Annotated in this window: 11 protein-coding genes; 5 read left to right on the forward strand and 6 right to left on the reverse strand. The window is 61.7% G+C overall.

Annotated features, from left to right (window positions below):
- Positions 1-104: 104 nt before the first annotated feature.
- On the forward strand, positions 105-1,328 hold the full coding sequence (locus tag GH656_RS04415) for a Bcr/CflA family multidrug efflux MFS transporter (protein WP_153074768.1): 1,224 nt from the start codon (positions 105-107) through the stop codon (positions 1,326-1,328).
- Positions 1,329-1,602: 274 nt separating this feature from the next.
- Here the strand turns inward: GH656_RS04415 and GH656_RS04420 are convergent, their stop codons facing one another.
- From GH656_RS04420 to zwf, 3 genes are all read right to left on the reverse strand, one after another.
- Positions 1,603-3,522, reverse strand: coding sequence for a bifunctional transcriptional regulator/glucokinase (locus tag GH656_RS04420; RefSeq protein ID WP_153074769.1), 1,920 nt, complete (start codon positions 3,520-3,522; stop codon positions 1,603-1,605).
- Positions 3,500-4,213, reverse strand: coding sequence for a 6-phosphogluconolactonase (gene pgl / locus GH656_RS04425; RefSeq protein WP_153074770.1), 714 nt, complete (start codon positions 4,211-4,213; stop codon positions 3,500-3,502). Before pgl ends, GH656_RS04420 begins: the two co-directional genes overlap by 23 nt.
- Positions 4,214-4,343: 130 nt before the next feature.
- Positions 4,344-5,804 carry a glucose-6-phosphate dehydrogenase gene (gene zwf / locus GH656_RS04430; protein WP_153074771.1) on the reverse strand — a complete coding sequence of 487 codons (1,461 nt, stop codon included), beginning with the start codon at positions 5,802-5,804 and terminating at the stop codon, positions 4,344-4,346.
- A gap of 553 nt (positions 5,805-6,357) precedes the next feature.
- Between zwf and GH656_RS04435 the strand changes: the two genes are divergently transcribed.
- The 4 genes from GH656_RS04435 to GH656_RS04450 all read left to right on the forward strand — a co-directional run bounded on the left by GH656_RS04435 (position 6,358) and on the right by GH656_RS04450 (position 10,843).
- Complete coding sequence (locus tag GH656_RS04435; RefSeq protein WP_153074772.1) at positions 6,358-7,605, forward strand: ABC transporter substrate-binding protein; 1,248 nt, start codon at positions 6,358-6,360, stop codon at positions 7,603-7,605.
- A gap of 184 nt (positions 7,606-7,789) precedes the next feature.
- Positions 7,790-8,743, forward strand: coding sequence for a carbohydrate ABC transporter permease (locus GH656_RS04440; protein WP_246184203.1), 954 nt, complete (start codon positions 7,790-7,792; stop codon positions 8,741-8,743).
- Positions 8,733-9,590: a carbohydrate ABC transporter permease gene (locus GH656_RS04445; RefSeq protein WP_153074773.1), complete on the forward strand. Its 858-nt coding sequence runs from the start codon at positions 8,733-8,735 to the stop codon at positions 9,588-9,590. The genes GH656_RS04440 and GH656_RS04445 overlap by 11 nt, the downstream gene beginning before the upstream one ends.
- A gap of 134 nt (positions 9,591-9,724) precedes the next feature.
- The gene (locus tag GH656_RS04450; protein WP_153074774.1) at positions 9,725-10,843 is read left to right on the forward strand and encodes an ABC transporter ATP-binding protein; all 1,119 of its coding nucleotides are present in this window, start codon (positions 9,725-9,727) and stop codon (positions 10,841-10,843) included.
- A 247-nt stretch (positions 10,844-11,090) separates the two neighbouring features.
- On the opposite strand, the gene GH656_RS04455 is transcribed toward GH656_RS04450, so the two are convergent.
- The 3 genes from GH656_RS04455 to trxB form a co-directional block, all read right to left on the reverse strand.
- A complete protein-coding gene (locus GH656_RS04455; RefSeq protein WP_153074775.1) occupies positions 11,091-11,858 on the reverse strand; it encodes a Smr/MutS family protein in 768 nt (255 codons plus the stop codon).
- Positions 11,859-12,026: 168 nt separating this feature from the next.
- Positions 12,027-12,290: a hypothetical protein gene (locus tag GH656_RS04460; RefSeq protein ID WP_153074776.1), complete on the reverse strand. Its 264-nt coding sequence runs from the start codon at positions 12,288-12,290 to the stop codon at positions 12,027-12,029.
- 9 nt (positions 12,291-12,299) lie between these two features.
- Complete coding sequence (gene trxB / locus GH656_RS04465; RefSeq protein ID WP_153074777.1) at positions 12,300-13,301, reverse strand: thioredoxin-disulfide reductase; 1,002 nt, start codon at positions 13,299-13,301, stop codon at positions 12,300-12,302.
- Positions 13,302-13,420: the final 119 nt, after the last annotated feature.

The following is a 13,420-nucleotide window of genomic DNA, read 5'->3' on the forward strand; positions in this document are numbered from 1 at the left end:
GCCGCTGGTTTACGCGCATGACTAAGCCGTCACTAAGCCGTTGTTAAGCAGTCGCCAAGCCGTCGTTAAGCGGTGGCCAGCCCATCTTCTTGTGGATTTCCCTCATGTCTCATGTCGTCAGACGCCGGCCCGATGGCCGGCTGATTCTGTTGCTTGGCGCGCTGGCTGCTTGCGGGCCGATTTCGATTGACATGTACTTGCCCAGCCTGCCGTCACTGACGCTGGCATTTGGCGTGTCATCAAGCGCGGCGCAGGCGACGCTCACCAGTTTCATGCTCGGGTTTTCGTTCGGCATGCTGTTGTATGGGCCGATCTCGGATACCTACGGTCGGCGTCCGGTGCTGCTGGGCGGCATTGTCCTGTATGCGCTGGCGACGATTGCCTGCATGCTGGCGCTCTCCATTGATGCATTGGTGCTGTTCCGCTTTGTCCAGGCGCTGGGCGCGGGGGCGGCTGCCGTGCTGGCGCGGACTATCGCCCGCGATGCCCATGAACCCACGGATGCGGCGCGGGTGTTGTCGATGTTGTCGATCGTTACGTCGATTGGGCCGTTGCTGGCACCGCTGATTGGCGGGCAGTTGCTGCTGCTGGGCGGGTGGCGGGTGGTGTTTGGTCTGCTGACGCTGTTCGGTGTGGTGTGCGCGCTGGCGGCTTTTTTCCGTATTCCCGAAACCTGGCCGCGCGAGAAGCGCGCGAATGCGGCGGTGCTGCAGTCGTTCGCGGCCTATGGACGGTTGCTACGCGACCCGGTGGTGTGGGGGTATTTGCTGTGCGGCGGGATGGCGGTGGCGTCGATGTTTGCTTACATCACCGCGACGCCCTTTGTGTATATCGAGCATTTCCGGGTGCCTGCGCAGTATTACGGGCTGCTATTTGGTTTGAACATCGTCGGCATCATGCTGGGCAATTTCATCAATACCCGGCTGGTGGGGCAACTGGGCTCGCTGACGCTGATCTCGTCTGCCGCGCGGGTGAGCAGCGGCGCGTCGCTGTTTGTCGCGCTGGCGAGTCTGACTGGGTGGGGCGGGTTGTGGTCGATTGTCGCTGGGCTCTTCCTGGTGGTTGGTGTGGTGGGGCTGTTGTCGGCGAACTGCACGACGGATCTGATGCATCGCTATCCCCATAACGCGGGTGCGGCGGCCGCGCTGTTCGGTGCGGTGCAGCTTGCGCTTGGGGCGCTGGCTAGTCTGGCGGTAGGCCAGTGGGGGGGTACCGGGCCGAATGGCATGGGCGTCACAATTGGCGTCGCTGGATTGCTGTGCTACGCCGGACGGTTTCTGCTGGTGCGGCTGCATAACCGGCCAGCGCCGGATGCGGCGGCGGCCTGATGGAGCACGCTGGCCCGGGTGGCCGGCTGCGTGGTTTGAGGTAGGCACAGGCACAAAACCGCCCGCTTCGAAGGTTGTCCGGCGGGCCGGACGGGCCTAAAAAAATACCCCAAAAACTGGAGCAGCAGCGTCCAGCGTTTGGGGTGTTTCTGTTTGCGCGATGGTTAGTGGCGGTGAGCGCTGGTTGGCGACGGATTAGCGACAGCCGGGCCAGGCTAACCCGCACTAACCCGGTCTGGCCGTTTAGCGTTGCGTCCCAGCCTGGCCATTCCGCCTAATCTTTCGCCGACGAAGCCGCGCCATGGCTCAACCAGTCCAGCACTGCCGACGCGTTCTCATCCGCGCCCTTGCGCGCTTTCGCCATGCTCCGGCTGACGTCGGTGTCCGGCTTGGCCAGGCGGATCGCCACACCCACCGCAAGAATGTCGATGATGACCAGATGCAGCACGCGCGAGATCATCGACAACTGCGACTCGTGCATCTCGATGTGATCGGTTTCGAGCGCTACCGTCGCGCGCCGCGCCAGCGGCGTGTTGCTTGAGGTGATCGCAATCACCTTCGCCCCAGCTTGCATCGCCACGTCCAGCACCCGCAGCAGTTCAGGCGCGCGGCCGGACTTCGACACCGCCAGAATCACATCGCCCTGGCCCAGCAGCGCGGCGGACGCCGCCTGCATATACAGATCGCCATAAGCGATGGTTGGGATGCCGAAGCGGAAGAACTTGTAATGCGCATCCTGCGCGACGATGTTCGAATTGCCCAAGCCGTAGAACTCGATTCGCCGGGCGCTATTGAGCAGGTCAATCGCTTTTTCGACGTTCTCGAAATTAAGGTGCTCGCGCAGTTGCAGGATCGCGGACACGGTGTTGTCGAGCACCTTCACGCCGAAATCGGTGGCGGTATCGCCCTGGTGCACCTGGCTGTGGCTCACCGGAATCGTGCCGGTCAGCCCGGTGGCGAGTTTCAGCTTGAAGTCGGACAGCCCCTGGCAGCCTAGCGAGCGGCAAAAGCGGATCACGGTGGGCTGGCTGACATCGGCCTTGCGGGCGATATCCACGATGGGGTCGTTGATGATTGAGCGAGGGTGGTTCAACGCCAGATCAGCCACGCGACGCTCAGCGGGGGTCAGCGCGTCGCGCATCTGCCGGATGCGCTCGAATACCGCTGCTGAGCTGCCGCCGCTGCGGTTCGAGAGCTGGTCCGCGAGGATCGCTGATACGCCTAGAAACGCTGGGTACTCAGCGGTAATCACATAGGTGGGGATGTTGCGCAGATAGGCTTCAAAGCGGCCTTTGGCTTCAAAGCGCGCGCGAAATGGCGATTGCGCGAAGCGCTCGCCCAGCCGTGGCACGACGCCGCCGCCAATATAAATCCCGCCTAACGAACCGAGCGTCACCGCGATATTGCCGGCGAAGGTGCCGAGAATGCCGCAAAAGCAGTCGAGGGTTTCACTGGCCAGTGCCTCACCTTCCAGCCCGCGCTTGACGATGGCGGGGGTATCGAGCCCGGCGGGGACGCGCTTGTTGTCGCGCTCGGCCAGTGCCTGGTAGATCACCTCGATGCCTGGCCCGGCCGCGACTCGCTCGAACGACACATGGGACCACTGCTTGCGGGCATATTGCAGCACGCGGTCTTCGCGTTCATCGGACGGGGCGAAGCTGGCATGGCCGCCTTCGCTGCCGAGCGCGATCCAGCGGTCGTCAGCGGGAATCAGCCCGGATACGCCCAGGCCGGTGCCGGGGCCAAGCAGCCCGATCACGCTATGAGCGCGCCGGGTGCCGCCGCCGATCTGCGCGCGCTGGGCTTCTGTCAGGCCGGGTAGCGCCATCGCCAGCGCGGTGAAATCGTTCACCACCAGCAAGGTGTCAAAGCCGAGCGTGCGCCGGGTGGCTTCAATCGAAAAACGCCAGTCGTGGTTGGTCATGCTGATCTGGTCGCCATCGACCGGATTTGCAATCGCAATCGCCGCGTGATTGACGCGCGCGACTTTGGTGTCCTTGAGAAATTTCTGGATGACCTCCGCAATGCCCGGGTAATCGGCGCAGGGGTAGACATGCACCCGGCCAATTTCGCCTGGCGCAGTTTCAAGCGCGAAGCGCGCGTTGGTGCCGCCGACATCGGCCAGCAGACGGGGGCCGTCGGCGTGCTGGTTCAGGCTGGCGGATGTTTTTTTAGTGGGTACACCAGTAGACATCGAGTCTCACTCCCTTGTCGTGGGCTAGTTTTGATATGGCGTTGTCTTGTGCTGCGGCAGCGGCTTGTTGCAGCACCTCAAGCTTGCGTTGCCCGGCGATCAGCAAGAACAGCCGGCCGGTTTGTTTCAGTGCGCTGAGCGACCAGCTGATGCGGGCATGCGGCGCGTTGCCCGGATGCACGGCGACAAAGCGCTGGCTGGTGCTGATCGCGTGCTGCCATTCGGGGGCGTCAGCGAAAATCGAGGCGGTGTGGCCGTCTTCGCCCATGCCGAGCACCGCGACATCCGGCAGCGCGCGCCGGGTGTCGGCATTGAGCGCGGCGACGTGGGCTTCGAGCGCCTGAGTGGTGTCGGTGAGCGGCCAGAAGGTGGCCGCGCTCGCGGCGTGTTGCAGCAGGGTGTCGTGGACGAGGCGGGTGTTGCTGGCTGCGTCAGTGTCGGGCACCCAGCGGTCATCGACCAGCGTCACGTCGATGCAGGCCCATGGAAACGGCTGGGTGGAGAGCGTTTGCAGGAATGGGCGCGGGCTGCTGCCACCGGATACGGCCAGGGTGGCGCGCGGTGTATTGGGCGCGACCGATGCGAGTGCCGGGGGGCGCTGGGCCCGCGCGGCCTGCAATGCGCCGCCGACAGCTTGCGCGAGCGCGTTGGCTTGCGTGTGAGGGTCATCGAAGGTATGCAGCTCAATCATGGCTTCTCCTTGCGGGCCAGGCGCGCTGGCTGGTTGAGGGCAGTGTGAGGCCCGTGTCAGTGCGAGTGTGAGTGCGAACGCCAGCGCTGGTGCTGGTGCAGCACGGGCGCGATGCGTTGCGCCCGGCGCTTCAGTTTTCTTCTTCGAGCCAGCAGGTGCCGTGTTGCGCGAGCATCGCGCTGGACGCCGCGGGCCCCCAGGTGCCTGCTGCGTAGGGCTTGGGGGGTTTCCCCGGAGCGGCCCATTCAGCGAGTATCGGTTCGACCCAGCGCCACGCGGCTTCCTGTTCGTCGCGCCGGACAAAGAGCGCGAGACGGCCGTTGATTACGTCCAGCAGCAGACGCTGGTAAGCCTCCATCTGGCCGTCGGGGAAGAACTGGTCAAAGGCGAGATCCAGATGCACGCTGGACAGGTTCATGCCTTCGCCGGGCTGCTTGGCGAGGCAATACAGGCGAATCATTTCGTTGGGCTGCAGGCGGATCACCAGCCGGTTCGCGCCGGGGCGCAGCGCGCTGGGCCCGAGCGCCGAATGCGGCACCGCGCGGAAGTTGACGACGATTTCCGCGACCCGGTCCGCCAGCCGCTTGCCCGTGCGCAGGAAGAATGGCACGCCCGCCCAGCGCCAGTTTTCGATCTCGACTTTCAGCGCGACGAAGGTTTCGGTTGTGCTGCCAGGCTTGACACCAGGTTCGGCTGAATAAGCGGGCACGGGTGTGCCGCGAATCACGCCAGCGTGGTACTGGCCACGCACCGCGACCTTGCCGATATCACGTGGGTCGATGGGTTTGAGCGCGCGCAGCACGCGCAGTTTTTCGTCGCGTACCGCATCGGAATCCATCGAGTGCGGCGGCTCCATGGCGATGATCGCCAGCAGTTGCAGCAGGTGGTTTTGCACCATGTCACGCAATGCGCCGGTGTTGTCATAGAAATCGCCGCGCGCTTCGACACCGAGTTCTTCAGCGATGGTGATCTGGATGCTTTCAACCCATTCGCGGCGCCACAGCGGCTCGAACAGCGCATTGCCAAAGCGCAGCGCCAGCAGGTTCTGGACGGGCTCTTTGCCGAGGTAGTGGTCGATACGGTAGATCTGGCCTTCAGCGAAAATCTCGCCGACTGCATCGTTGATCGCGGTGGACGATTGCAGGTCGTAGCCCAGCGGTTTTTCGAGCACGATGCGTGCGTTTTCGTTGAGCCCGACGGCGGCCAGCGCCTGGCAGACCGGCACGAATAACGAAGGCCCGGTGGCTAGATAGAACACCCGGGTGCCGCCCATTGGTGTCAGCGCATCGCGCAGCAGCGTGAAATCGGCGGCGCAGCCGAGATCGAGCTTGACGTAGGCAATGCGCTGCAAAAAGCTGGCCCACGCGGCTTCGTCAATGCCGGTTTTGGCGATGTGCGGTTTGACGTGCTGGTTGACCCATTCGAGATAGTCGTTAAGATCAGCGGCCTGACGCGCCACCGCGACGATTTTGCCGCTGGCTTCGAGCATGCTGGCGCGATGCGCTTCATAGAGTGCGGGCAGAATCTTGCGCATGGCCAGATCGCCCGTGCCGCCAAAGAGAACGAAGGTAAAACCGGAGTCGGTTTGCATGGGGGTTCCGTCGAAATCCAGGGGCCGCAACAAGCGTCAAACACGCGGCCGTAGTCCGATAAAATATTTTTTGACACTGAATTGTAGTTTAACTACAATTCAAATCCAAGAGCTAGCGCTAATTCAGTCGTTTGCCTGACTGAATCAGCGCCCGCATACAAGACAAAGCCGGTCGTGCCAGCGGTGGCCAGATGATTCCTTCTTCATTCAACCGCTAGCCCGAACCAGGTTGACGCTGAAACGGCAGTTCGTTTTCAGCGTCTTTTTTGTGATTGTTTTTGAGACTAAAAACGTCTGACAGCATGTCCGCTGCCGCGCAGGCCACACTTGCCGCGCCACACGACTGACGGCCATGCTGAAAAAAGAGGAGACAGCCTGTTGTATTTCACCCCCCTCATCTGTTGTGCGTCATTTCGTCGGGCGGCCGTTCTGCTGGCCTGGCGCACGGACGCGCGCGCGTCCGTTGTTGTGCCTGCTTGACCTATCCACCGCACCCTGGCGTTTTCGGGGGCGATTCGTTCTGTTTTGTTCAGGTGTCTGGAGGAGATAAGCAATGAAAGTCCGTGCAATCATGGGTGCGTTGTGCGCCGCAGGTCTGATGTTCAGCGTATCAGCGGTGCAGGCGGCTGAATCCATCGAGGTGCTGCACTGGTGGACGTCTGGCGGTGAATCCAAAGCGGTTGGCGTGCTCAAGAACGACATGCAGAAAGAAGGCTACGCATGGAAGGATTTCGCGGTAGCTGGTGGAGCGGGCGCGGCGGCGATGACGGCGCTCAAGACCCAGGTGATTTCGGGCAACGCGCCAAGCGCGGCGCAAATCAAGGGTCCGCTGATTCAGGAATGGGCCGCCCAGGGCGTGCTGGTGCCGATTGATTCAGTGACGGCCGACTGGAAGAAAAACCTGCCGCCTGAAATCGACAAGATCGTGCATGCCGATAACCACTACGTGGCCGCACCGTTCTCGGTGCACCGGGTGAACTGGCTCTATATCAACAAGGCGGCGCTCGATAAGGCGGGCGGCAAGGTGCCGGCAAACTGGACTGAATTCTTCCAGGTCGCCGACAAGATGAAAGCCGCTGGCATCGTCGCGGTGGCCGCAGGTGGCCAGCCCTGGCAGGATCTGACGCTGTGGGAAGACGTGGTGCTGTCGCAGGGCGCGGATTTCTACAAAAAAGCTCTGGTTGACCTCGATCCGAAAACGTTGACATCCGACCGGATGATCCAGGTGTTCGATACCGTGCGCAAAATCCAGTCGTATTTCGATAACGGCCGCACGGGGCGTGACTGGAACCTGGCAACCGCGATGGTGATTAACGGCAAGGCCGGGATGCAGTTCATGGGCGACTGGGCCAAGGGTGAGTTCGCCGGCGCGCACAAGAAGTCAGGCACGGATTACATCTGTGCAGCCGTGCCGGGCACGGCGGGTTCGTTCACCTTCAACGTCGATTCATTCGTGTTCTTCCAGCAAAAAGGACAGAACTCGGCTACGCCGGGCCAACTGGCGCTGGCTAAAACCATCATGTCGCCTGCCTTCCAGGAGCAGTTCAGCTTGAACAAAGGTTCGATCCCCGTGCGTCTGGGCGTGCCGATGGACAAGTTCGACGATTGCGCGAAGAAGGCCTATGCCGATGAACAGGTCGCGCTCAAGTCGGGCGGCTATGTGCCTTCGCTGGCACACGGGATGGCTCAGGCGGATGCCACCGCTGGCGCGATCACCGATGTCGTGACGAAGTTCATGAACTCGACGCAGGACTCAAAGAGTGCCGTGCAGGCGCTGGCGAAAGCAGCCAGAACGAAGTAAGCCCGCACGAAGCACCATGTATCGCACTGTGCGTGGCATGGCATGGCATGGCGTGGCAAGACAGGACAAGCCCATGTCACGCACGCCAGGTGCGAGAGGTTTCCCCACCCGATTTATCCGCACCGCAGATGCCTGCCCGCGTGAGCGGCGGCATCGTGCGCCGCATAGCTTCAGGAGTTGAGTCGTGAGTGTTTCTCTGAGCGGCAACGGGAAAAATACAGTGCCTCGTCCAGCAGCGCCTGGCCGCCGCGCCTCGCCGCTGGCAGCGCTGGCTGACCGCTGGGTGCCGAAGCTGGTGCTGGCACCCAGCATTGTCATGAGCCTCGTGTTTGTGTACGGCTTCATTTTGGTCACAGGCTTTTTATCGCTGACTAACTCACGGCTGATGCCGCGTTATGAGTTCGCGGGTTTTGGCCGTTATGCCGAACTCTTCGATAACGATGTCTGGTGGACCTCAGCGGCCAATCTCGGCTGGTTCGGCATTCCGTTTATCGGGGTGTGCGTCGGGCTGGGGCTGTTTCTGGCGATTTTGCTGGACCAGCAGATTCGCAACGAAGGCGCTTTGCGCGCGGTTTTTCTGTACCCGATGGCGCTGTCGTTCATCGTCACGGGCACAGCCTGGCAATGGATTCTGAATCCCGCGCTGGGCGTCGAAAAAGTGCTGCACGACTGGGGCTGGACCAGCTTTTCGTTTGGCTGGCTGGGCGACCCTGACAAGGCTATTTTTTGCGTTGTGATAGCGGCGGTGTGGCAGTCCACCGGGTTTGTGATGGCGCTTTTCCTGGCGGGTCTGCGCGGGGTTGACAGCGAGATTTTCAAGGCCGCCCAGGTGGATGGCGCGACGCTGCCGATGATCTACCGCAAGATCGTGATTCCCAGCATGCGGCCGGTGTTTTTCTCGGTGCTGCTGATTCTCTGCCACATCACGATCAAGACTTTCGACCTGGTGGTGGCGCTCACCGCTGGCGGGCCGGGTACGTCGTCGTCGCTGCCAGCGATGTTCATGTACACGTTTTCGTTCAATCGCGGGCAACTGGGGCTGGGCGCGGCGTCGTCGATGATGATGCTGCTCACCGTCGTCGCGGTGCTGGTGCCGCTGATGTATCTGGAATCAAGGAGCACCCGCAATGCAGCCTAAGATGACCATCGGCCGCGCGGTCATATACGCGGCACTGTTCCTGTTTGCCCTGTATTTTCTGTTTCCGCTTTACGTGATGCTCTCGACGTCGTTTAAAGACCTCGATCAGTTGCGCCACGGTAATTTGCTGACCCCGCCGACGCACTTCACCTTTGCCCCCTGGGTCAAGGCATGGAGTGAAGCATGTACGGGTGTGCGCTGCGATGGTATGGAGCCGTTCTTCATGAATTCGGTGCGTATGGTGATTCCGGCGGTGCTGTTGTCGTCGATCATCGGCGCGTTCAATGGCTATGTGCTGACGCACTGGCGTTTTCGCGGCGCGGATCTGATTTTCACGCTGCTGCTGGTGGGCTGCTTTATTCCGTTCCAGGCCATCTTGCTGCCGATGGCGCGCTTGCAGGGCTATCTGGGCTTGTCCAATACCACGGGCGGGCTGGTGCTGGTGCACGTGGTGTATGGCATTGCATTTACCACGATGTTTTTCCGTAATTTTTACGTGAGCATTCCGGCTGAACTGGTGAAGGCGGCGCGCATTGACGGTGCAGGGTTTTTCACCATCTTCACGAAGATCTTGCTGCCGGTGTCGCTGCCGATTTTCATGGTGTGCCTGATCTGGCAATTCACCCAGATCTGGAATGACTTCCTGTTTGGCATTGTGTTTTCCGGGGTCGATTCGATGCCGATTACGGTGGCGCTGAATAACCTCGTGAATACCTCGACCGGCGTCAAGGAATACAACGTCGATATGGCCGGGGCGATCATTGCCGCGTTGCCGACGTTACTGGTGTATGTGGTGGCCGGGCGTTATTTTGTGCGCGGCCTGACCGCTGGCGCGGTGAAGGGCTAAAAGCGGGCTAAAAGCGCGTGCGCCGGCCTCCTGCATCTGCCATACCTCGCGTCGCAAAGCAGAAAAAAAGTTCCGTGTGACGGTACTCACCCACGAACCCACGAAGCAGTCTTCGAGACATAAGGATTCACAGCATGGCAAGCCTTTCCATCCGTGACGTGTACAAGACCTACCCGAATGGGGTGCCGGTCCTGAAGGGCGTCAACATTGATATTGAAGACGGTCAATTCCTGATCCTCGTTGGCGGTTCGGGCTGCGGCAAGTCAACGCTGCTCAACATGATCGCGGGGCTCGAAACCGTCACCAGCGGCGAAATTCATATCGACGGCAAGTGCGTCAACGACCTCTCGCCAAAAGACCGCGATATAGCGATGGTGTTCCAGTCTTACGCGCTCTATCCGTCGATGACGGTGCGCGAGAACATCTCGTTCGGGCTGAACATCCGCAAAGTGCCGAAGGCGGAGCAAAGCCAGATCGTCGAACGCGTGTCGAACATGCTGCAAATCCAGCATCTGCTGGAGCGCAAGCCGGGTCAGCTTTCCGGTGGCCAGCGGCAGCGGGTGGCGATGGGCCGCGCGCTGGCGCGTGATCCGGTGATGTTCTTGTTCGATGAGCCGCTGTCGAATCTCGATGCCAAGCTGCGCATCGAGATGCGCTCGGAAATCAAGCTGCTGCATCAGCGTCTGGGCCGTACCACGGTGTACGTGACGCATGACCAGATCGAAGCGATGACGCTGGGTGACCGGATTGCGGTGATGAAAGATGGAGTGGTGCAGCAGTTTGGCGCGCCGCAGGAGATTTACGATTCACCGGCCAATTTGTTCGTGGCGGGCTTTATCGGCGCGCCGCCGATGAATTTCATCCAGGGCAAGCTGGTGGAGCAGGGCGCGGGCATCGGGCTGGAGCTGGATACCGGCGTGACGCGCGAGGTGCTGCGTCTGCCGTTCGAGCCTGGCCGGGTGAAGGCGCAAGTCGGCCGTGAGGTGATTCTCGGCCTGCGTCCGGAGCGTATTACCGATGCGCGGAATGCGCACACCAACGAAAGCAGCCAGTTACAGCCGATTCAGGTGAAGGTGGATGTGATTGAGCCGACTGGCCCGGATACGCTGGTGTTCGCCCAGGTGAACGGCAAGCGCATCGTGAGCCGGGTGCATCCGGCGGCGAACCCGCAGCCGTTGACTCATACCAGCTTGCTGTTCGATGTGTCGAAGGCGGTGCTGTTCGATCCATCGAATGAAGCGCGGATCGCCTGAGGCGCGCTTATTCAGGCATTCGTGCTGGCGCAGGTAAGTAACGAAGAAGGCCCTTGCAGGCTGCCGTGATGAATGGCGCAGCATGCAAGGGCCTTTGGTTTTGCTGTGGCGGTGTTGGTGCCTATGCCTATGCCGCCGCTATTGCTACGGCTAACCACCACCGCCGTTCAATGCCACAGCGTCACGCTGGCGTGGCGGGGGAGTGCTGACTGGCGTTAGTCAGAGGTGATTCGGGAGATGCACAGCGTCACGCTGGCGCGCAGGGGGGGGGCTGACTGGCGGTGGCACCTTGCAGCAGTACCAGCACTGCCCCGGCGCCGCCATCGTGGTCGCGTGCCTCGCAAAACGCGATGACTGCTTCTTTTTGCGTCAGCCACGAACGGACTTTGCCCTTGAGCACAGGCTCCTTGCCAATCGAGCCCAGCCCCTTGCCGTGAATCACGCGCAGGCAGCGCAGCTCATTCTTGAGCGCTTCGCGGATGAACTGGCCGAGTGTTTCGCGTGCTTCGTCGCGGCGCAGGCCGTGCAAGTCGAGTTGCGCCTGCACCACCCACTTGCCGCGCCGCATCTGGCGCACGACTTCTTCGCTGATACCGGGGCGGCGGTACGACAGTGAGTCGTCCGTATCGAGCAGCAGATCAGGGTCGAATTCATCGGAAATGGCTTCGTGCAGCACCGCTTGCTCGTCGCGCTGGGTCTGCAGCGGCACCGCGGGCGGCAGCGTGCGGGGCGCGACGACGCGCGGTGGAGCGTTGAGCGGCTTGACGTTGCCCGCTTCGCGGCGGAACAGATCAGCGTCGGCACTGGCTTCGCGCGCAGCGGCGGCGGCTTCGGCGCGCTCGCGTTCACGCCGCTGGGCGTCGGTTTTGAGTGCGCTGCGCAATACGTTCAGGCCTGCGAGGCCTGCGGCAGGTTCGAGCTTGAGTGGTGTGGTGGCTTCAGCCTTGACGCTCGGCTGGACCTTGGCGGCGCGGGGGCGTTTGGGTTCGGCGGGGTGGGGCAGGTTTTTCGGCATGGCACGAAGCAAGCAGCAGGAGGGCGTGGAACCGGTGAGTTTAGTACACGGCTATGGGAAGCCCCTCATCGGATTGCTGCTGGCGGGCGCGCTAGTCCTGCGCTAGTGCGCTTGTGTGTCTGTGTGCTTGCGTCGAATGCGCGGCATCGTCCTGGGGTTGAACCGTATTCAAAAGCACCGGAATATCCGCTGCCCGGGCTTGCGCGCGTTTGAGGTAGAGCTCGAAGTACCTGATGCATAGTCCGTAGCACCCGTAGCACCCGTAGCACCCGTAGCACCCGAAACACCCGAAACACCCGTAGCACCCGAAACACCCGAAACACCCGAAACACCCGAAACACCCGAAACACCCGAAACACCCGAAACACCCGAAACACCCGCCCGGGCCAGCGCGGCAACGCTACCGTAGCGTGCCGCGCTGAAGCCGCGCATACGTCAAGCTTAACGATTCGCTTCGTGGCTCATGACGTGCTCGCCGCCAAGCTCGTGAAGCGTTTCGAGGTAGCGTTGCGCGTCGAGTGCGGCCATGCAGCCGGTGCCCGCGCTGGTGATGGCCTGGCGGTAAATGTGATCCTGCACGTCGCCTGCCGCGAACACGCCCGGGACGCTGGTGGCCGTTGCATTACCGTTCAGGCCGCACTTGGTGATGATGTAGCCGTTTTTCATCTCAAGCTGACCCGTGAAAAGATCGGTATTGGGCTTGTGGCCAATGGCGATAAAGATGCCTTGCAGGTCGACTTCGGTGGTTGCGCCGGTTTCGGTGTGCTTGATGCGCACGCCGGTCACGCCAGAATCGTCGCCTTTGACTTCCTCCAGCGCGTGATTCCATTTGATTTCGACCAGGCCTTCCTTTTCTTTTTCGAGCAGGCGGTCGATCAGGATCGGCTCAGCACGGAACTTGTCGCGGCGGTGGATCACGGTGACTTTTTTGGCGATGCCAGTCAGATACAACGCTTCTTCAACCGCGGTGTTGCCGCCGCCAACCACTGCGACGTGCTGCTCCTTGTAGAAAAAGCCATCGCAGGTTGCGCAGGCGGAGACGCCGCGCCCCATGAAGGCTTCTTCGGAAGGCAGGCCAAGGTATTGAGCCGAGGCACCGGTAGCGATGATGAGCGAATCACAGGTGTATTCACCGGAGTCGCCGATCAGGCGGATGGGCTTTTCGTCGAGTTTGGCGGTATGGATTTGGTCGAAGATGATCTGGGTGTTGAAGCGCTCAGCGTGCTCCAGAAACCGGCCCATCAGCTCTGGGCCCTGCACGCCTTGGGCGTCGGCCGGCCAGTTTTCGACATCCGTGGTGGTCATCAGTTGGCCGCCCTGGGCCATGCCTGTAATCAGCACCGGCGCCAGATTGGCGCGGGCGGCGTAGACGGCAGCGGTGTAACCAGCAGGGCCGGAGCCGAGAATCAGGACTTTCGCGTGTTGCGTAGGGGAGGAGGGCATGATCGAGATCCATTAAAAGACGTCCGGGCCGCCCGGGTGGTGCTAGCGCGGGCAGGCTGGAACAGTAGATGGGCGTGCGCGGGGCATTATAAAGGGATGGGCAGGCGCTTCGCTCATGA

This window comes from Paraburkholderia bonniea (genome assembly GCF_009455625.1).
GTDB lineage: Bacteria > Pseudomonadota > Gammaproteobacteria > Burkholderiales > Burkholderiaceae > Paraburkholderia > Paraburkholderia bonniea.

Excerpts from the sequence above, each read along its gene's own strand:
- GH656_RS04420 (WP_153074769.1), bottom strand. The coding sequence starts at position 3,522 with ATGTCTACTGGTGTACCCACTAAAAAAACATCCGCCAGCCTGAACCAG.
- zwf (WP_153074771.1), bottom strand. The coding sequence starts at position 5,804 with ATGCAAACCGACTCCGGTTTTACCTTCGTTCTCTTTGGCGGCACGGGC.
- GH656_RS04415 (WP_153074768.1), top strand. The coding sequence starts at position 105 with ATGTCTCATGTCGTCAGACGCCGGCCCGATGGCCGGCTGATTCTGTTG.
- pgl (WP_153074770.1), bottom strand. The coding sequence starts at position 4,213 with ATGATTGAGCTGCATACCTTCGATGACCCTCACACGCAAGCCAACGCG.
- trxB (WP_153074777.1), bottom strand. The coding sequence starts at position 13,301 with ATGCCCTCCTCCCCTACGCAACACGCGAAAGTCCTGATTCTCGGCTCC.
- GH656_RS04460 (WP_153074776.1), bottom strand. The coding sequence starts at position 12,290 with ATGCGCGGCTTCAGCGCGGCACGCTACGGTAGCGTTGCCGCGCTGGCC.
- GH656_RS04445 (WP_153074773.1), top strand. The coding sequence starts at position 8,733 with ATGCAGCCTAAGATGACCATCGGCCGCGCGGTCATATACGCGGCACTG.
- GH656_RS04450 (WP_153074774.1), top strand. The coding sequence starts at position 9,725 with ATGGCAAGCCTTTCCATCCGTGACGTGTACAAGACCTACCCGAATGGG.
- GH656_RS04435 (WP_153074772.1), top strand. The coding sequence starts at position 6,358 with ATGAAAGTCCGTGCAATCATGGGTGCGTTGTGCGCCGCAGGTCTGATG.
- GH656_RS04455 (WP_153074775.1), bottom strand. The coding sequence starts at position 11,858 with ATGCCGAAAAACCTGCCCCACCCCGCCGAACCCAAACGCCCCCGCGCC.